This window comes from Actinoplanes sp. NPDC051388, from assembly GCF_055586225.1.
On sequence record NZ_JBVJIP010000033.1, the window covers coordinates 53,625 to 72,296 of the forward strand.

Genomic DNA, 18,672 nt, shown 5'->3' on the forward strand with positions numbered 1-18,672 from the left:
GGAGACTGGAACCTGATGAGCGCACCGACCGTCGACGGGCAGACCCAGGACTTCCTCAAAGCCCTCGCCAGCGAGACCCGCCAACAGATCATGCTGCTGTTCGCCGGCGGCACCCAACTCACCGTCGGTGAGATCGCCGACGGCTGCGGCCTCGGGCTGTCCACCGCCTCCGAACATCTGACCATCCTCAAACGCGGCGGCCTGGTCCTGTCGACCCGCGACGGCAAACTCGTGCGCTACCGGGCCAACCCCGCCACCATCGCCGCCCGGCTGGCCGACCTGCAGAGCTACCTGGCCTGCTGCTGCCCGCCAGCGAGCGACGCCGACCCGGGAACGTGACGCACCGGCGCCGGATGCTCTGTGCCCATGCGTCGTCGTGGCAGCTCTGCACGTCGGCGGGGTGTCGCCTAGCCGGCCACGTGATCGTCCTTACGGATCAGCGTGGCGGCGCCGACGGCTCCCACGACGACGCCGGCGCCGATCCATTGCCGGACGGTGAGTCGTTCGGCGAGCAGCAGGTACGCGGCGGTGATGCCGAAGACGGGGATGAGGTTGATGAAGATCCCGGCGACCGTTGCCGATACCCGTCGTAGGCCGCTGAGGTACAGGTAGAACGCGATCGCGTAGTAGAACACCCCGGAGCCGACGGCGCTGAGCCACGCCCATCCGGACACCTGCATCACGTCGGTCCGTACGCCGACAAGCTGAGCGCCGGCGAGCAGCACGACGGCATACGCCAGGGCACAGCACTGCTGGACCAGCACGACCGTCACGGTGGAGTCGGCGGCCAGCAGCAGCTTGCGGCAGATCACCGTGTACGCCGCGCAGGCACCCACCCCGGTCAGCGTCAGCGCAACACCGAACACCGCACCGCTCGTGCCGGACTGCACTACGATCAGCAGCACACCGGCGAACGCGGCCACCATCGCGACCGCGAGCGGACCGATGATGCGATCCCGAAGCAGCCAACGGGCCAGCAGCAGAATCAGGATGGGCTCCACGGTCCACAGCAGCACGGACATGCTGGCGGTGATGTGGGCCAGCCCGAACAGGCTCAGCGTGTAGGCGACACCCGGGTTGAGCAGCCCCAGCACGCCCAGCCGGCGCACCTGCGGCGACCAGGCCAGGTGCACGCCATGGACGCGGATCAGGATTGTCAACGTGACCACGCTGACGGCCAACTGGATGGGCAACAGGGTCAGCGGCGCAATCTCGTCCACCGCGCGTTTGCTGATGACGGTAGAGATTCCCCAGCACGCGGCGGCACCGGTCAGGAAAAGGGCAGCATGGCGGGAGCCACGCGGAACGTCGAGCATGGCGAAGCACTCCGAACAAGCGAAGAAGGAAGGGGCGGACACCGGCACGGTGGGTGTCAGTTCGCCGCGTCCTCGCCGTCGCAGAGCGCATAGCTGGGCACCCGGATACGCCGGCAGCAGCGCGTCGACACGGGTGTCATACCCGACAGCCTAGCCAGACCAGACCGCGACGACATGGGGCTGCACGGCGGAACCAGGACGTTTCGTGGCGGCGGTGCCATGCGGCAGACCGGGTGATCACGCGAAGTCAAGATCAGTACGGGCCTGTGCCAGAGCCGCCTGGCTCGTACGTCGGAAGTCCAGCCGTAGCTGGTCGACCTGTTCGCCGGTCATCGCACCGTCTGCGAGCGTGCGCACGGCCGACGTCATCACCCGGCAGACGTCCTCCGACGCGGCGGACATCTCCTCCGAGCCGTGCAGGCGGAGCGGGACCCGCGCGGCCTCGGCCTGATCCACCAGGGCGCCCAGCCGCGATAGGTCCTCGGAGCCGAGCGCCCTGGGCTGTTCGCCGTCAGCCACGATCAGGGCATAGGCCGCAGACGCCCACGACGCGACTGCGAGGAGGAATTGGGTGTGCGCCTCCTGTCGCTGCGCAACCCGGCGTAGCTGATCCTCGCGTCGCCACTGGTCACGGCGTTCCTGCTGTTGGCGCTCCCACCGTCGGCTGTCGGCGTCCTGTTCCTGACGCCAGCGCCGGTCCTCACGCCGCGCACTCCAGATCTGGGTGAACACCGCCGCGCCGAGGGTGCCGGCGACACCCACGACCGCGACCGCGAGCACTGTCCACGTCGGCTGCATATCCGCAGTGTGCGCCGGCTTCGAGGCCGGACGACACCCGAACGCCCGCCCCTTGGTGTCGGGGTGCCGCAGATCGTCGCTGGCGTAGCGGCTTGCCGGGCACGCCGTGATGGACCGGTCTGTCAGGGTGTGCGTGGGCGGAAGGGGACGACGTTGTCGGGCATGAGGTTGGCGTCTGGCGAGGTCTGGTTGGTGTGGGTGAGGACGGCGCTGGCGAGGGTCAGGTTGGTCACCAGCTGACGGAGCTGCTCAATCTCCGCCGTCTGGTTCGCGATGGTCGTGGTGAGTTTGGTGACGGTGTCCCGCAGGCGCCTCTCGGTTTCCGGGATCTGCTGGGTTTCGATGCGGACGCGTTCGTAGAACTCGATCTTCAGGTCGGCGTGCCGCTTGAGTAGCGCCATCCGGTGGACGTCGGCCTCCGCGGCGAGGGCGACGACGGTGAGGCTGCCGTTGGAGACAGTCGGCCGCCCGGCCAGGAGGCGGTCCATGGCCTCGCGGATGCGGGTCCGTTCGTCTTGCTGCTGGTTCATCCGAGGTCCTCGGCGGGTTGAGCGGCGGCATCGTGGCTGTCGGCGGTAGCGCGCAGCCGGTCGGCGTTGGTTCGCAGGCGTCGACCGATGCCCTCGGGGGCGTGCGCGGCGAGCTGATCGAGCTCGTCGGCGCGCTCGCGAAGCAGGGCAGCGTGGGTGTCGGTGCGCACGGCGTTGCCGCAGCCGGGCCGGCAGTCGTACTGGTTCGGCGCCGATGCGTCCGGCGTCGGTTCGCAGAGCGCGGTGTCGCGTTTGAACACGCAGATCAGGTGGGCGTCGGGGTTGTCGAACAGGACGATGCCGTCGCGGGCGAGGTAGGCGGCTGCCTTCTTGGCGAAGGTCCGGGGCACGATGCGGCCTTCGAAGCGCGGGACGTGGGTGGTCGCGGTCAGGGCACGTCGGGATGCGGGGCCGGAGATCTTCTCTCCGCCGGCGATACGGTCACGGAGGCGGGCCGCTGTGTCGGCGGCGGCCAGGGCGGTCTCGATGTCCAGGACGCTGTGGATGCCGTGGCGGCTGCGAGTGCCGTAGCCGCTGGAGGTGCGCACGTCCAGCACGGTACGCATATGTCCGTATTGGATGGCGAGCGCGATCAGGCCGCCGGGTCGGCGGGCGATGTGCCAGGCCAGGATCCTTCTGAAGCGGGACATCGAGATCGCGCCGTGCGGGTCGTCGGGAATGCTCTGGGCGGTCAGTTCGTGGGTTTGGGCTTCGTGGTTGGCCCATGCGATGAAGTCGGTGATCCGCTGGCGTAGGGCGTGCATCTTCAAGGCGCCCCGGTGGGCGCGGTGGAAGGTGAAGTCGTGGTGGGTGGCGTTGAGCAGGAGCTCACCGTCCGGGACGATGCGCTCCAGGACGCGGATGGCGTGGACCACGGGCGTAATGGCCACCCAGGGGACGTCGCGTTCCTCTCCGGCGGAGAGGTGGTTACCGTCGTCGTCGGTGACGTTCTTGTAGTGGTGGCTGCGGATCAGGTGCTGCCGGGGTGTACCGTCGGCCGCCGGCTGCGGGTCGGGGCAGCATCCGGATCGCAGGCTTTGAACTTCCTGCGGGCGCATGCCGGTCAGGTACAGGCAGATGATGGTGGCGGCCGTTCCCAGGTGGCGCATCAGGTCGGGGGCCTCGTGGAAGTCGAGGTGCTCGCGCCAAGGTTTCCCGTTGATGTGCCCGGTGACGGGCAGCCGCATCGGAGATCGCCCGGGCCGCTCGGCGGCCAGTGCGGTGAGTGCCAGCCGGTTGTTGAGCCCGTCGACCTGGCCGAGGCTGGCGCCGGTCATGGCGGCGAGATAGGTGCGGGCCAGTCTGTTCGTGCCTTGATGTGCGAAGGCGGGCAGCGGGGCCCGGTCGCGGATGAGGGCGCGCAGGTGTGCCTCGAGTGTGGCCAGGCCGGAGGGCAGGGCCGGGGTGGCGGCGGCTTGTGCGCTCAGCCGGCGGTTCTCGGCCCAGCCGGTCAGGATGTCGTCGGCGAGGTCCTCGACCACGCGGATCGCCCAGACCAGCAGCGGCCCGATGACCTGGGGATCGAGCGGCTCGGTCACGTTTTCCGCCGTGTCGGATGCGGTGTCGGATGCGGGAAGGAAGTCGTCGACGCCGTCGGTGTCCCACGGGGGCCGGGCGATTCCGGATGGGCGGGCGGTGAGCTGGTCGAACGCCCAGAGGCTGGTCAATCTGCTCAGGATGCCGACGGCGTGTTCCCTGCCGCAGCCGTCATGCACGCGTTCGGCGGCATATCCGCGCCACGCCTGGTCGGTACAGGCGCCGAGATCGGTCACGCCCCGTTGATGCAGCCAGCGCGCCAACCGCAGCCACTCGCGGCAGGTCTCCTGCACGCCAGCGGGAGAACGCCGGGCCCGGGCGCGGACACCACGATCGCGAAGATACGTGGCCCGCAACTGCCCGTTGATCATGGTCCAGGCGGCCAGCCTCAGCTGGCCGCGCAGGTGCTCGGGACAGTTCGCCCAGGCGATCGTGACCAGCGCCGTGCCCGGATTGTCGACGAGCGGTCCGAGCGACCAGGTGAGGTCCTGGTAGCGGGAGTTGGGGTGGGTGTTGCCGGAACGGATCCAGCGCGGCAACACGACGGGACTGTCGCGGTGGGGGTCGGCAGCGCGTAGAGGTTGTCCTCGGCGGCGAGGGCGGACGTCACGGGGGGAGACTTCCTTCCAGCAGGAGATCGGTGAGGCTGCGATCGGTGTCGCTGACGCGGGCCAGCGCGGCGCCCCAGGCCGCCGGACCGATCTTGTCGCGCAGGTCCTCCAGCCGCAGCAGGTGCTCGCGCCAGCGGGCGTTGAAGGCAGCGTCCGGCAGCGCCGAACGCAGGGCGTGCAGCCGCTGGTGCAGGTGAGCCAGGCGGGGATGGTGGCCGGGATGGACATGAGCGTTGGCGCAGGCCAAGCAGAGCAGGTAGTCCGCCGCGCAACCCACCCCGGCGGCGGCTGGCCATGGGCTGGTGGTCTCGTCCGCGCAGTCCGCCGTCGCCGTCTGCTGGTGTGCCGTATCCGGGCCGGTGCGCAGGTGGCCGTTGAACACGATGCTGCGGGCCTGGTCCAGGGCTTCGCGGGCCCCGTCGGCGATCACCGGCTGTGCGGCGCGCTGGACCTGACGGTCGGGCAGCAGGTAGACGCTCTCGTGGGTGCGCGGGGAGTGCTGCAATGGACGGCGCTCGCGGGTGACCGTCGTTCGGCGGGCCCGCTGGAACGGCGACCCGCCCAACTGGTGATTCTTGGCCCAGTTCTGCCCGTCTTCCTTGGCGACGCCGAAGACCAGCGGGCCGACAGGAAGGGGCCGGTCCAGTTGCTGGTGCACAGGTCTGCGCCGGTGATCGTGCGCAGTCATCAGCAGGTCGGTGCCCGGCACCAGCCGGGCGGCCAGCCTACGGCCGTGCGCGGTCGCCTCCAATGCCTGAGTGATCAACCGCCCGGAGGAGTCGGCGCCGGAGTCGGTGATGTTCTCCGTGGAGAACCAATGCCCGCCGCCGGCCCGGCGTTTCTCCACCTGGACCTGGTAGGTCACCGTTGTGGTCTCACCCACCGACGGTGCCCGGCTCGGGGCCGGCATCCGGTCGTAGACCGACAGATTCCACCCGAACCGGCCGGTCAGCAACACCGCCAAGGCGGTCACCTCCCCGCGCGTCAGGAACAGCCGCCCCCACGTGTACTCGGGACGAGCGCCGCCCAGCAGCCCACGGTCGGCCACGGGTTCCTTGCCGCTGGCCAGCACAGCGCGCGGGACATCGCCGGTGCGCGCGACCTCATCGAGGATGCGGCCGATGCGCCCTTCCCGGCTGTCCGCCGCCACCTGTCCGGACCGCCAGGCCTCCAGCAGCGCGGTGTTCTCGCGGATCCGCAGCCACGCGGCCCGGAACTGTCGTTGCGCGGCCAGCCGCACTTGCTTCCACTGCGCTGGCTCGTAGGACTGCTGCTGCCAGCGGGGCTTGGGCACACGACGGGCGAGTTCCTCGGCCGCGGGCCCGTCACGCAGCCGCTGATCTCGGTGCAGCACCGTCCGGACCGACTGCACTGTGGCGCGCCCGGCGTTGGTGGCGACGTGCGCGGCACGCCAGCGCTTCAGTGTCGCCGCGCTCAGATCGTCCAGATCCTGCGGCGGATCCTCCAACCGGGACAGAAACTCGGCGAACACCTGCAGCTTCCTCCAGTAGCCTTCCCCGGTTTCGTGGCTCGTCCAGCCGCGGGACTGCGCGGTGAAGGCGACAGCCAGCGAACGCTGCATCGGTGCCGCCACGGGCAGCCCGGCGAAGTCGAACATCTTTGAGTGCCCGGCTTTGTTGACCACCGTCACCACCAAGCCGTCCGGGGCCAGCGGCGGCTCGGCACGGTGCCCGGCAGGCGGCAGGACAGCGCGGTGTCCTCGCCCGCTCACCGGCTTGCCCAAGGCCGAGCGATCAGCGTGTCCACGTCCTGGATTCCCGCTGACTCCCGGGCCAGCCGGGCGAAGATTCCGTTCAGATCCTCGACCTCGTGCTGCCGGTCGAGTCCGTCGCCGGCCGCGGCTAGGATCGACTCCAGGTGCAGGTGGGCGACCGGCGCCAGGTAGTGCCGTTTGGTGGTCTCCACGTCGGCATGCCCGAGCAGGACCTTCACCAGGAACCAGGGATCGCCGAACAGCAACGCGAAGTCCCGCCGATCCGCCGCACTCAGCCCAAAACGGGTCTCCATCAACTGGTTCAACACGATCAGCATGTAGAGGGCGAAGGAATGACGCCCGCAGTGCGGCGTCGCGTACGGCGTCTTGCCGCGCACCTCCGTCAGCCGCATCGACCTCGTGATCTGCCGTTGCTCGGCGGTGAGCAGGACTTGCTCGCAGCGCAGGTTCGCGGCCCTGAACACTGTGTTCCAGCGATCAGGCGCCGGCGGCAATCCCTGCTCCGACAGCCACAACCACGCGGGCTCCGGACCCTGCGGGCCCTCCACAAACAACCCCTGCCGCTCGCGCCAGCCCAGCCGGCCCAGTTCCTGGGCTCCGGCGATGCCGTCGCGGTCCACCCACTGCACTGCAGGCTTCAACCCGCGCGTCACCCCCGTCACCAGCCGCATCATCGGCAGACGGTCATAGCGGCCCTCGGCCTGGGCCCGCTGCACCGCCCACGCCCGTTCCGATTCCACGTATGCCTCGACCTGCGCGACCGCCTCCACCGAGGCGTAGAACACCCGGCTCCGCTTCGACCTGGTCACCGCCGCCGCGACCGTGCCGTGGCAGTAACGGCCAAGCGAAGACGCTCGGTCGGCAGCTCGAACGTCAGCAGCGACCCGCCCTCCTGCCGCCGTAGCCCGCTGCTGAGCAGCAATTGCACGAAACTCGTGTTCCGCAGCTCCGTCCGCGACGCCCACTCCGGCGCCGGCGTACCCGAAGCGGTGTGGCCACGCAGACCGATGTCCGACCACAACGCCCAGGTCCGCGGTGTTAGCCACGACACCCTCGCGCTGACCGCGTCCGCCGCCCGATCCTCGCGCCGCCGGACATCCACTGGCAGCGGCGACACCTTCGCCCAGCGAAACAGCTTGGTGAATGCGGCAGCTTCCCGGTCCCACTTCGTGCCGCCGATCCGCCGCGGACTCTCCGGCGCCTCGCACCGCCAGTCCCGGAAGTCGGCCAGATCCTGCTCGGTGGCTTCCGGCCACGCCACTGCCCGCGAGGACAGGAAGTTCAACAGCAACCGGATATCCGTCGCGTAGTTGCGCTTCGACTCCCGAGCCAGACTCCGGAACTCCTTACACCGAACGAAATCCAGCAGATCCGCATCGACCACACCGTCCGGCCCCACGAACACTGGATCACCCGGCCGCAGACCGATCCGGGCCACCGCTTCCGGCAAGTCCCGTACGCCCAGAACACCCTCCGCGGGCAGCGCCCCCCACCGCCCAGAATCAGGCACTCGCACCACTTGCCACGTACTCAACAGACGCCTCCCTGACGCTTGAACACGCTCAATCATCAGGGAAGTCGATAGCCGCCAGGTCTGTTTCGACGGGCTGGCCCGGGCGTTGGCCGACGTCGGTGTGGTTCTCGACCCCGCGTGGTACTGGCCGCGGGAGGCGATCGCGTCGCCGGACATGATGGTGCTGTGAGAGCAGCAGTTCGGTCCGCTGCCGGAGCCGGTCGACGAGATCATCGTGCGGTGCCGCAACTATGTGATGGCCGCGGCATCGCAGTTGGTCGTCGTCGACGCGTATGCCCAGATCGCTCGGGCGGCCCACGCGCGGGGGCAGCGTCTGGCGATCGGCTCGAATTCCTCCACGAACACCGTCGCCGCGGGGTTGGCCGCGACCGGCCTGGACATGGTGTTCGGCACGGTGGTCACCTGGAGCGACGTGCCCGCGGGCCGGGGAAAACCTGCCCCAGACATCTTCCTACCCGCGGCCCAACAGCTCGACGTGCAACCGGGGCGGTGCTTGGTCTACGAAGACGCCGACGCCGGTGTGACCGCAGCCCTGGCCGCCGGCATGCAGGTATTCAACGTGCGGACCGGGCAGTTGCACTTCTGAATTTGCAGGTCGTGCACCATGCTCAGCGCTCGACCTGGCGGCGGGGTGCTCGAGGTGGCGGCGGGTTAAGCCCAGCATGACGGCGACGCGTTCGAGCTGACCGAGCCCAGGTCGTCAGCTCAGGTCGACGGCACCCGGATGCCGGCGGGGGCGGACGGGGCACCCCCGACCAGCCGCCGTCTCACGACTTGGCGGAGGCGCCGTTCCTGCCGTGACGATAGGGGCCGTCGGGTTGGCGGCGGGGGCGGTCGCCCACGTGCTGGTGGTCGCGCAGTCGGGAGCTCTATACGGCGTTGCTTCGGCGGGTTGCTGACCCTGCGGGATCTCCGTGACTTCGGCCTATGGCTGCGGTGGGCGCCCGCGCAGAAGCTTTTGCGTGGCCGCGAGGCGCTGCTTCGTGTCGGCAAGCGTGGGGTGGCCAGGCGGGGTCAGGTCAACGATCGCTTGGAAGGATTGTTCGGCCGCGTGCAGGTCAGCGCCGGGCGTGAGCTCGTCGCGTGCGATCAGCATCGGGGCCCTGAGCTTGTGCGCGCGCAGCACGCCAGCCGGGTCAGCAGCCGAGGCTTCAAGAACCTGTTCGGTAAGGCGGATGCCCTCGTCAAGATCGGACGGGTCACCGTCGGAGGTGGCGGCGCGATAGCGGTGATCGTGCGCGGCCGCGAGGTCAAGCAGCCGGCCCGACCAGTTCGTCGTGTTCGACCCGGCAACGTCCAAGATCCGCTGGAAGGATCGGACGAACAACTCGGCGAGAACGGCATCGCGGTCGTCGCGGAGCGCCGCCGCGCGCACGGCGTAGGCGTGGCCCTGGACCGCCCGCAGCATCGCCGTCGGCAGGTCCGTTTCCGCGCCAACCGCGATCCCTCTCGCCGCTTCTTCGCGGATCGCCGGCGCCACGGCATCAGCGTCCAGGACGCACGCCAGAACGCTGTGCGCGACCTGGGCGTGCAGTTCCTCGCCGGGGCCGCCCAGCGCTATTGCCCGGATCCGGTGCAGTTGCGAGACGTCCACCACGACCCTCGCGGCGTCCGGGCCCGGCCAGACCTCAAGGTTCTCGTGTACCGCGTCGATGGCGGCTGACCCTTCGGCCAAAGCCATCGGTTCCAGCATCAGCCGCGCGTCCCGCGCGTCGGCACTGCGCCGCACGCGACGATTCAACGCGTCCGGCGCCGACTCAGCGGCGATGAGAACGACGGGAGGCCGTTGCTGGTGTTCGGCCGCTGGCGCCGGGACGTGGCGCTTCGGATCGGTGGGCCGTTTCCGTCTAAAAAGGGCCATGACGTCCACGGTACCGGCGGGTTCGAACGCGTTTACGGGCCGCCGCGCCGTAGACAGCCGGAGCTGGCACGCCCACGCGCGGCGGGTCATTGATCGGCGCTCTGCTGGCTCGATGCCGCAAAACTGTCATAGCCCTGCGTCACTATGACGCCATGGCCGAACCTGCCGTCCCGCCGCCGTCCGCACCGCCGCGTATCGAACTGCCGCTGCCCGAAGCACGCAACCGCCTGGCCCAGATTGCACGATTGACCAGCATCACCGGCCAGGTCACCGTGATCGTCGATCGGGGACACCCCGTTGCCGCGATCGTGCCGGTTGACGCCGCGCAAAGCCGGCCCGGAGGCCGGCCGGCGGGCGGGAGCAGCGACAGCGCCGCGGCGGGTTGGATGCGCCGCATCGAGCAGGTCCGAGCGGCGATACGCCAGCAGCACGCGACACGGATCGCGACCCTGGAACGCGCGTTGACCGATGTCTGGGCGGTGCTCGACCGTGTGCGGCCTCACGCATCCGACCGCACCGTAGACGGACTCCGTCTCGCCCATCGCGATGTGCTGTCGGAGATTGCCGAGCCTGCGGATCGGCTCCCGCCAGCGGATTTGATGGGCTCGGCCACCGTCGTCGACGGCGGGCCGTGCGGCCGAACGCTCTGCTGAGCAAGATCCAAGCTCCGACTCTGATCGTGCACGGCACCGCCGACACCCTCGTACCGATCGAGACGAGCGAGGCGGCGATGCCGAAACTCAATTCTGTCTCATCGTTACTCAAGATCGAAGGCGCTCAGCATGGTTTCGCTGTTGACGGTGACCCGACCTATCTCAATCCCCAAGGCCAGGCGTGGCAAGCGCGGGTGATTGAAGCTGTCGCCGAATGGACGACTCATAAGCAGTGAGAGCGTCGAGAAGACGTCCTCGTACGGCCGCCGCCTTCACGTTGCGGATTTCTTTCGGGTGACAGCTCAGGCCGGAGCAGTGCCGAAACGTCGTACCCCGCCGCTACGGTTCGCCCAATCCTGCCGACCGCCGTGGCCTCGGGGAGTTGCCGATGACTGACCTGGACGCCGGACCGCCCGCCGCTGATCTGCGCGCTCAGCTGACCGCCCTGCTGGTGGGGAAGGGGTTCGCGCAGTCGCTGCCCGTGCAGGCGGCGTTGCGGGCGGTGCCACGGCATCTGTTCGCGCCGGCCGGCACGAGCCTGCGGGCGGCGTACGCGGATGGGGTGGTGGTCACCAAGCGGGACGCGTCGGGGACGGCGACGAGTTCGGTGTCGGCACCATGGTTGCAGGCGTACATGTTGGAACAGGCCCACCTCTGGCCCGGCGCCAGGGTGCTTGAGATTGGGTCGGGTGGCTACAACGCGGCCTTGGCCGCTGAACTCGTCGCCCCGACCGGGCGGGTGACCACGATCGACATCGACCCGGACGTGATCGGCTTTGCGCGGGATGCGCTCGACCGGGCCGGATATCCGCTGGTGCACACGGCCGTAGCCGACGCCGAGCACGGCTATCCGCCCGACCGCCCCTACGACGCGGTCCTGGTCACCGTAGAAGCAGCCGACATCCCACCCGCCTGGCTGGAGCAGTTGGCGCCGAGCGGACGGCTCGTGGTGCCGTTGCGGATGCGCGCCCACACCCGCTGCCTGACGTTGCAGCGCAGCGGCGACCACCTGTCCGCGAGCGCGTCGATCCAGTGTGGGTTCGTGCCGATGCAGGGCCACGGCCATGACCCGGTACGCCGCGTGCATTTGCGCGGCGACGACGCTGTCCTGGTCCTGGATGATCCGGCGACACTGGTCGACCCCGACGCGATGGCCGCAGCGCTGGACGGGCCACGGGACGAGCGGTGGTCGGCGGTCACCCTGGCCGCCGGTACGGCGTTCGAAGCGCTGCACCTTTTCCTGGCCAGTCAGCCCCGCCCGTACGGGGTTCTCACCGTCGACCGCGAGCGCACCGCCGGGACCTGGGACCCGCAGGACCGATTCTGCTGCCCGACCCTGTTGACCGGCGACAGCGTCGCCTACCTGACCAGCCGGCAGCAGGACGACGACGGCTGGCAACTCGGCGCCCACGGGTTTGGCCAGCACGCCACGGCGCTCGTCGACGACCTGATCGGCTTGCTCACGACCTGGGATCAGCATCACCGCCATCACGGCGGCCCGCAGATCACTGTGCACCCGGCCGCCGCCGAGCTCACCGAAACCGAGCGGCTTCGGCTCGTCGTGCGACGCCGCCATGCCCTGACCGCGATCACCTGGCCCGGCGGCCGATGAACAGGGGCTCACCGACGTTGGTGATCGTGCGCGGCAACTCAGCAAGCGGGAAGACCGCAGCGGCCCGGCACGTCCGCGAACAGTACGGGCGCGGCTGCGCGCTGATCGAGCAAGATCACATGCGCCGGATCGTTCTGCGCGAGCACGACACCGGCGGCATCGAGGTCGCGGCACCGGCAGTCATTGCCGCCACCGCGATGGCGGCGCTCGAGTACGGCTTCCACGTGATCGTCGAGGGCATGATGGTCGCCGCTCGCTACCGCGGCGTGCTTCACCAGCTGATCGCTGACCATGGCGGCCCGGCGTACGTGTTCTACCTCGATGTGAGCCTGGCGGAGACGATCCGCCGGCACCACGGCAAGGGGCTTGAGCAGGTCACGGCCGATCACCTGCGGGAGTGGTATGTCGAGCGAGACGTTCTCGGCGTACCAGGGGAGCTGGTGATCCCCGAGAGCAGCGGCCTGGAAGAGACGGTCGCCACCATCATGCGTACCAGTGGTCTCGGCGAGGCGGCGCCGTTGAGTGATTGCCCGACCCGGTGCCCGCACTGCGTAGCCAAGAAAGACGCCGCCACCGGAACACATTGCGAGGAGAACGCGGGCCGGTGACCGAACTCCCTCCCCGCCCGCCGGTCTCGACGCGACGTCTACACCGTCGAGCCGCGAAAGTGTCGTACCTCGGCGTCAAGATCGAGACATGGCAGAGCTGGCTGCGCTCCTTCAGACTTGCAGCATCGAACCATGAGGATCGTGCGATTCACGAAACCAGTTCGGCTGGCCGGCATCACCTCGCCAAGTCGTGATCATCAGCGACGCGGGTCCGCCGATTGCTGGGATCGTCTCGATCGAGGCCATACGTACTGACGACGTCGGCGAGCCCCCTTGGCAAGGAATCGCGTTGCCGGCTGAGGTGGTTCAGCGGTTGTAGGTTCGCGTGTCGGCTGGCGGACGGTGTGAGAGCGTGCTGGGCGCTTGGAGGATTTCTCATTGTGCTGGCGGCTGCCGATTCTCACGATCATGGCGGATTCCTCGGCAGCTCTCGGGCCGCCTGGACGCCGGTCCACTCTTGACGCATTCCGCCCCGAGAGAGCGTTTCCGGTTGACGTGGCACGCCACGCCCATGGACCTCTGTGGACGGTCGCTGACACGCTGATGGATACGCAATCACATCCACCGAACGGGGGAATTGGTGATGAAGCGTGCAATCCGGCGTGTCGCGGTGATGGCCGCCGTGATCGTGATGGTGCTGGCCGTCCAGCCGAGTCCGGCTTCCGCCGCGTCAACGGTGAGGATCTGGGGTGCCCAGAGTCCGGGCTATTGCCTCACCAGGTTGACCGGGGCCTACGACGTATGGATCGTGCAGTGCCACTCCGGCGACAGCCAGAAGTGGCTCCTCGTGCCGGGCACCAACGCCAACCGGACCGACGACTACCGCATCGCCAGCGCGACCGGCCTGCAGAACGAGTGCCTGGAGCAGCCCAACCCGGGCAACACGTTCGTCTGGGTCGCCTGGTGCCACGGCGGCTCCACCCAGAACTGGTGGATCTCCCGGCAGGACACGGCCAACAGGTACCGAAACGAGTCGAGCCTCTACTGTCTCGACATGTCTCACGTGAACGGCCAACCCAACGGGACGATCACGTCGTGGCCCTGCTACCAGCCACCTACCCTGAACCAGCAGTGGTTCCACGGCTGACCCGCCCGGCAACTCGCGCAGCGCCACGTCGGCCGGCCAGCGGCGATGGTTCGCGGCCACCCAGCACCGAACCTCGACATGCTCGCGCGACCAGGCGACATCGCCTGCTGGCCCGCACTACACAGTGGCTAGCTTGACATCCAGGATGTCTCGAGGCCACCACGCCTGTCGATTCTCGTGATCATGGCGGATCCGTCAATATGGCCGCCAAGATCGTGAGAATTCGTCATCGGCGGTGAGAACCTACAACCGCGCCTCGACCGGCGGTGCTGTTTGTCTAGTAGTCGTATGCCTATAGTGTGGTCATGATGAGGCGCGATCTGCGGCTGATGGGCACGCACGAGATACGGGTCCGGCTCGGCGGGATCAGTCGGCAACGCGCCTATCAGATCACCCGCCGAGCTGACTTCCCCGCTCCGATTGCCGATCTGCATGCTGGCAAGGTCTGGCTGGCCGATGACGTCGAGAAGTGGATCTACCACCGACGGCGGCAATGACACCCCGGGGCCGAAGCCCACCGTCAAGCCCTCTCCTCGAGCGCTGCTCCGAGCCCGCCCTCGTCGCCGTGGCCGCAGCGCCAGCAAGCCCGGCGCCGGCTCGCGAAGGCCCCCATTTGCAGCAGCAGATCGCGCCATCACTGTCGGTCGACGATGAGCGTTCAATGATTGGGCGATCCGTCGGCGGATGTCCGAGCGGCACATTGCGAGTCGCCGGCACAGGTCCACGACGGTCACTCGCATCCAGACGTCGCGGCTGGAACGATCTGGTGGGCGATGCCACTATGGGTGAGGCCTCGTCTGACCTGTACTGCTCAGCACGGAAAGCAGTCAATGCACCAGGTCCTTCGACTCCTGAGCGAGTAGAAAGGAGCCTGAGATGCCGGATCAAGAACAACACCCCTCGCAGATGAAGCGGGTCACCGAGCACAGCGTTGTTGCCGTCCTGCGCGCAGCGGGAGTCCCCTACACCGCAGTGCGTCTCCTTGAGGTTGGCCGGATTCGCGTCGACGTCGTAGGCCGTCCAGGATCCGGCGTCGCGCGTGCCCGTGACCGGGTCGTTGCGGCATTCGAGCAGCTTCGTTGGACGGACTCTTGGACGATTCATCCGGCTGGCGTGGCATACCGCTGGCGCCCTTGGCGCACGTGGGTGATTATCCGTGATCCGGGCCTGGAGTGGGTCGACCCACAGACCGGGCTCAACCTTTTTGGCGGACGACCGAGCTAGCGGGCCGACACCAACCATATGGTCAGCCGCGTCAGCTGACAGCTCCTGACCTTTCGTGCCAGCGTGTTCGCGACGTTGGCATTGAGGAGCCCCGGTGGCAGCTACTGAGCAAGGGAGGCGGCGACGTCCGGGAAGTGACGGGTGCGGTCGGCACCGTGGCGTGACTCCAGCCGTAACTCGTCTTGAGTACACCCGGCGATCGCCAGGTACCCGTCCCATCTCATCTCGAAGACGGCGCTAGGCGAAGCGTGCAGGGTGGTGTGCTTGCGGTACGCATCGGGTCGACGGGCCAGCGCAACATTGAATCGACGCTAGTCGCCTGAGGCTGGCGCTGACCTGGAAAAACGCCGGTTCACTAATCTGGAACACTTTCCCAGACGGACCACACGAATAGTCGAGCTGTGGTCAAGGCATCGATCGCCGTAACGGTGAGCACCCGCCCGACAGTCTCCTCAGATCGCTGGTAAGCGACGGGATCAGCCTCCCGCCGAGCATGTCTCGCGGTGGCCGCATGCCGTAGCCAGCGGTGCCCGAATTTATCGGGCGCCTATTGGCAGACGGCGAGACGGGATGCAGGAGTCCGGATCGGGTGGTCAGCGCGGGGAACGGCGCAGGTTCTCCAGCAGGGATGCGCGCTCGGGGTCGGCGACGGATGGCTCGGGCGCTGGTGTGGTGGGTGGTGCCTGGAGTGCGGTCAGGCGCATGCCGTATCCGCATCGGTCGGTTGCCCGGACGATGAGTGGGCCGGTCGGCGGGGCGGGCCAGCAGGTGAGGTGGTATTGCTCGCTGGGGGTGTCGACGACCTGGTCGTGGTGGGCGTCGCGGCCGCGTGCGTGGATGCGGATGCGGTAGGTGCCTGGCCCGGCGGGGCTGAGTTGCGGAAGGTCCGGTGGGGTCTCGCCAGCTAGGTACAGGAGCTGGTGCACGGTGAGCCGGCCGGCGGGGGCGGTCAGGCTGATCTCGGCCACGTCGTCCCACGCGTGCACGCTGTCGAGGCCGGGCGCGGCGTCGAGGGCTTCGGCGGTGACGGTGACTGGGCCGCGGTCGATGCCGGTGCAGATCAGCGCGCAGTTGTGCATCGCGCCGGCGAGGCCGGTGGAGAAGTCGGCGGAGGCGATGGGCATGTCGTCGCCGTCGCCGACGATGAAGCTGTGGTCCTCGGTGCGGACGATCGCCATGGGTGGGCAGGCAGCCTTTCTCGCGGGTGGTGGTTCCCGGCGTGACACCGGGAACCACCGTATCGCGGGTGTTATGGAGCGACGAGGATGCGGTAGGGGTCGGTGCCGAGTACCCGTTCGTCGTAGTAGAAGGCCGCCATGAGGCCGCCCTGGGAGTTGTTCTCGCTCGCGATGATCATGCAGGCGCTGGCGCCGACCGGGCCGGTGACGCCGGTCGGCGCGGTGATGTTGCAGCCGGTGAAGGTGCGGCGGGTGCCGCCGAAGGCCAGCCCTTGGTAGGTGCTTGCCAGGGGGTATTCGTCGCAGCTGCGTCCGCTGATGCTGGGTGCGTCGCCGCAGGCGAGGCGGCGGTTCGTGTCGATGGTGGCCTGGTCGACGTTGCGGTTGAGCGGGTTGGCGAAGGTGGTGCCGGGCAGGCCGGAGCCCTGGGCGCGGGCGACGTGGTCGGCGAGGGTTGGGTGGGTGCTGCGGAAGTAGGTCTTCGCCGCCGGGAACCAGGGAACGACGCAGCCGACGCGGGCCGGGCGGAACCCGTTGGCGCCGATGGCGTTGTCGCAGGACACCTCAGACATTGATGAGCTGGAGCCGGCCGGCGGATACCCCGGTGTGGTGAAGGTGAGGTTCCAGGTGGTGGTGCAGTAGCCGATCGCGCCGGGCGCGACGGCGGTGGTCACCGCGTACGACTCGCCCGAGCGCATGACGCCGTTGGCGGGCGACAGCGACCGGGGCGGGAAGATCGCGGCGCCGCTGACCGTGCAGTCACCGGCGACCGTGCTGGTGCCGGAGACCGAGGCGCGCAGCGCGTCACCCCAGCCCGTGTTCGGGGCGACGCCGATCTGGTGTCCCCAGTTCGGCAGGTCGACGGCGCCGTAGGTGTAGTCGAAGACGTTCATGTTCAGCTCACCGGTCAGCCGCGGGACACCGTTGGTGATCACGGTGGTGGTGAGTAGGAGGCCTGACACGCGGCAGGCGGCCGTCCGCGCGGCGGAGACCGGGCTCCCGTTGCTTTCGGCGCACCACAGCGGCATGTCCACCAGGGCGTCAGGCGCGGTGCGCGGCGCGGCCTTGCGGGCGGGGGCGGGCTCGACGCAGATGATCCGCGAGTCGGCGGCGGTCGAGCAGCGCTTGCCGTCGGCGGCGGGGTGCCGCGCCGTCGTCTCCGCGCCTCGCTGCCAGCTGGGAATGTGTGGCTTGGCCAGGACTTCCGGGCCGACGGCGGGAGCCGATTCCGGCGGACCGGCGACGGCGTGCCCAGGCGCGACAACGAGCAGGGATAGGAGAACGCCGAGCGGGATGCTCCCTCGGCGAACCGAGTTCGTGGACATGTTTCCTCCCGTGTGGACGGCGGTGCCTTCCTCCGTGGTGTTGCTGCCGGGCGCCGCCGCCTGCATTCGAACATCGGCAAAGATCGATAGCCATCCCGCTCACTCGACGTAAGGCTGTGTCCACAACGGATGGTCAAATGGATGCTGCCCGGGCATTCGAGGGTCGGTCACCTTCCGTCACTGGAGTGACACAAGTCACATTTCTTGTTGACTGATTGTCCGACATGCCGGATCGGCACCGACTGACCGCCGGGGCGACAGGTTGATGCCGGCACGCGTCGGTGACGACGTCGCGCACAACCGATCGGCCGTGTTCTTGATAGCCGATGAACTGCTCGTCGGCGAGGTTCTCGAGCTGGACCACTGGGGAATCCGCGAGCCGTTGTTGAACAGCCAGCGCGACGATCAGCGGCTCTGCTCGCAGCACGTTGACCTCCAGCCGCGGGTCGCGCACCGGTGGGCGAAGGAATCCCAACGTCACGTTCGCCGCTCAGCAACGCCGCCACCTGGTCGGGGGTCAGCAGCTCGCCCTTGAGATCCAGCTCGATGTCGGGAAAGGCGATGCGCAGGTCACGCGAGAGCGACGGCAGCAACTCATAAGCCGCCGAGCCGGTGAATCCGATCGCGAGGTGGCCGGTCTCGCCGGCGGCGACGCGACGCGCTTCGCCCCGGCCACGTCGGTGGCGCGAAGTGCTTCGCGAATCCGCTCCCGATAGCGTGCACCGGGCTTCGGTCAGGGTCACTTTGCCCGTGGTGCGGTCGAACAGCGCAACGCCGAGCTCATCCTCGAGCAATTTTGTGGTGCTGGGCCAGCTACACAAGCGTGGGCCGAGCCTCCCGTTCCGGCTCAATACCGCGCAGAGCCACGCCGCGCCGCATGACGACATTCCCCGACCTGCCACCACGGGAAACTCTCGGGCCGATGGCGCGTTCTGCCCACGGCTCGGGGGAATGCTCAGGTCGAGTCGCCAACGACCGACCTGAACCGGCGACTACAGACACGGACACGGGGGAAGAGCTGCCCATGATCGGTATTCAGCGTAGGGTCCTGGCAACGGGTGCGG

The 18,672-nt window shown here is 68.6% G+C and carries 18 protein-coding genes and 1 pseudogene; 8 read left to right on the forward strand and 11 right to left on the reverse strand.

Annotation, left to right across the window (positions count from 1 at the left end):
• The first annotated feature begins 15 nt into the window (after positions 1–15).
• Entirely contained in the window at positions 16–339 is a 324-nt protein-coding gene (locus tag ACZ6TI_RS46720; protein WP_465351774.1) for an ArsR/SmtB family transcription factor, read from the forward strand.
• A gap of 68 nt (positions 340–407) precedes the next feature.
• Here ACZ6TI_RS46720 and ACZ6TI_RS46725 read toward each other — a convergent pair whose 3' ends face one another.
• From ACZ6TI_RS46725 to ACZ6TI_RS46755, 7 genes are all read right to left on the reverse strand, one after another.
• Positions 408–1,316 (reverse strand): DMT family transporter, encoded by a 909-nt coding sequence (locus ACZ6TI_RS46725; protein WP_465351775.1) that lies wholly within the window; start codon positions 1,314–1,316, stop codon positions 408–410.
• A 237-nt stretch (positions 1,317–1,553) separates the two neighbouring features.
• Positions 1,554–2,096 (reverse strand): hypothetical protein, encoded by a 543-nt coding sequence (locus tag ACZ6TI_RS46730; protein WP_465351776.1) that lies wholly within the window; start codon positions 2,094–2,096, stop codon positions 1,554–1,556.
• Between the two features lie 140 nt (positions 2,097–2,236).
• A complete protein-coding gene (locus tag ACZ6TI_RS46735) occupies positions 2,237–2,644 on the reverse strand; it encodes a hypothetical protein (RefSeq protein WP_465351777.1) in 408 nt (135 codons plus the stop codon).
• Positions 2,641–4,722: a hypothetical protein gene (locus ACZ6TI_RS46740; protein ID WP_465351778.1), complete on the reverse strand. Its 2,082-nt coding sequence runs from the start codon at positions 4,720–4,722 to the stop codon at positions 2,641–2,643. The genes ACZ6TI_RS46735 and ACZ6TI_RS46740 overlap by 4 nt, the downstream gene beginning before the upstream one ends.
• Positions 4,723–4,786: 64 nt before the next feature.
• Positions 4,787–6,436: a hypothetical protein gene (locus ACZ6TI_RS46745; protein WP_465351779.1), complete on the reverse strand. Its 1,650-nt coding sequence runs from the start codon at positions 6,434–6,436 to the stop codon at positions 4,787–4,789.
• A gap of 83 nt (positions 6,437–6,519) precedes the next feature.
• Complete coding sequence (locus ACZ6TI_RS46750; RefSeq protein ID WP_465351780.1) at positions 6,520–7,296, reverse strand: hypothetical protein; 777 nt, start codon at positions 7,294–7,296, stop codon at positions 6,520–6,522.
• Between the two features lie 35 nt (positions 7,297–7,331).
• Positions 7,332–7,976, reverse strand: coding sequence for a site-specific integrase (locus ACZ6TI_RS46755; protein ID WP_465351781.1), 645 nt, complete (start codon positions 7,974–7,976; stop codon positions 7,332–7,334).
• 115 nt (positions 7,977–8,091) lie between these two features.
• Here ACZ6TI_RS46755 and ACZ6TI_RS46760 point away from each other — a divergent pair.
• A pseudogene (locus ACZ6TI_RS46760) lies at positions 8,092–8,646 on the forward strand (HAD family hydrolase).
• Positions 8,647–8,985: 339 nt separating this feature from the next.
• Here the strand turns inward: ACZ6TI_RS46760 and ACZ6TI_RS46765 are convergent.
• Positions 8,986–9,921: a hypothetical protein gene (locus ACZ6TI_RS46765; RefSeq protein ID WP_465351782.1), complete on the reverse strand. Its 936-nt coding sequence runs from the start codon at positions 9,919–9,921 to the stop codon at positions 8,986–8,988.
• Positions 9,922–10,073: 152 nt separating this feature from the next.
• On the opposite strand from ACZ6TI_RS46765, the gene ACZ6TI_RS46770 reads away from it, so the two are divergent.
• From ACZ6TI_RS46770 to ACZ6TI_RS46795, 6 genes are all read left to right on the forward strand, one after another.
• Positions 10,074–10,574 (forward strand): hypothetical protein, encoded by a 501-nt coding sequence (locus tag ACZ6TI_RS46770; protein ID WP_465351783.1) that lies wholly within the window; start codon positions 10,074–10,076, stop codon positions 10,572–10,574.
• Between the two features lie 26 nt (positions 10,575–10,600).
• Positions 10,601–10,810 carry a hypothetical protein gene (locus tag ACZ6TI_RS46775; RefSeq protein ID WP_465351784.1) on the forward strand — a complete coding sequence of 70 codons (210 nt, stop codon included), beginning with the start codon at positions 10,601–10,603 and terminating at the stop codon, positions 10,808–10,810.
• Between the two features lie 152 nt (positions 10,811–10,962).
• Entirely contained in the window at positions 10,963–12,186 is a 1,224-nt protein-coding gene (gene fxlM / locus ACZ6TI_RS46780; RefSeq protein WP_465351785.1) for a methyltransferase, FxLD system, read from the forward strand.
• Positions 12,183–12,794 carry an AAA family ATPase gene (locus ACZ6TI_RS46785; RefSeq protein ID WP_465351786.1) on the forward strand — a complete coding sequence of 204 codons (612 nt, stop codon included), beginning with the start codon at positions 12,183–12,185 and terminating at the stop codon, positions 12,792–12,794. The genes fxlM and ACZ6TI_RS46785 overlap by 4 nt, the downstream gene beginning before the upstream one ends.
• 583 nt (positions 12,795–13,377) lie before the next feature.
• Positions 13,378–13,881: an RICIN domain-containing protein gene (locus tag ACZ6TI_RS46790; RefSeq protein WP_465351787.1), complete on the forward strand. Its 504-nt coding sequence runs from the start codon at positions 13,378–13,380 to the stop codon at positions 13,879–13,881.
• Between the two features lie 305 nt (positions 13,882–14,186).
• Positions 14,187–14,378, forward strand: a complete 192-nt coding sequence (locus tag ACZ6TI_RS46795; RefSeq protein WP_465351788.1) for a DNA-binding protein — start codon at positions 14,187–14,189, stop codon at positions 14,376–14,378.
• Between the two features lie 1,320 nt (positions 14,379–15,698).
• On the opposite strand, the gene ACZ6TI_RS46800 is transcribed toward ACZ6TI_RS46795, so the two are convergent.
• From ACZ6TI_RS46800 to ACZ6TI_RS46810, 3 genes are all read right to left on the reverse strand, one after another.
• Positions 15,699–16,283: a hypothetical protein gene (locus ACZ6TI_RS46800; protein ID WP_465351789.1), complete on the reverse strand. Its 585-nt coding sequence runs from the start codon at positions 16,281–16,283 to the stop codon at positions 15,699–15,701.
• Positions 16,284–16,354: 71 nt separating this feature from the next.
• On the reverse strand, positions 16,355–17,608 hold the full coding sequence (locus ACZ6TI_RS46805; protein ID WP_465351790.1) for a NucA/NucB deoxyribonuclease domain-containing protein: 1,254 nt from the start codon (positions 17,606–17,608) through the stop codon (positions 16,355–16,357).
• Between the two features lie 133 nt (positions 17,609–17,741).
• Positions 17,742–18,089, reverse strand: a complete 348-nt coding sequence (locus ACZ6TI_RS46810; RefSeq protein ID WP_465351791.1) for a LysR substrate-binding domain-containing protein — start codon at positions 18,087–18,089, stop codon at positions 17,742–17,744.
• Positions 18,090–18,672: the final 583 nt, after the last annotated feature.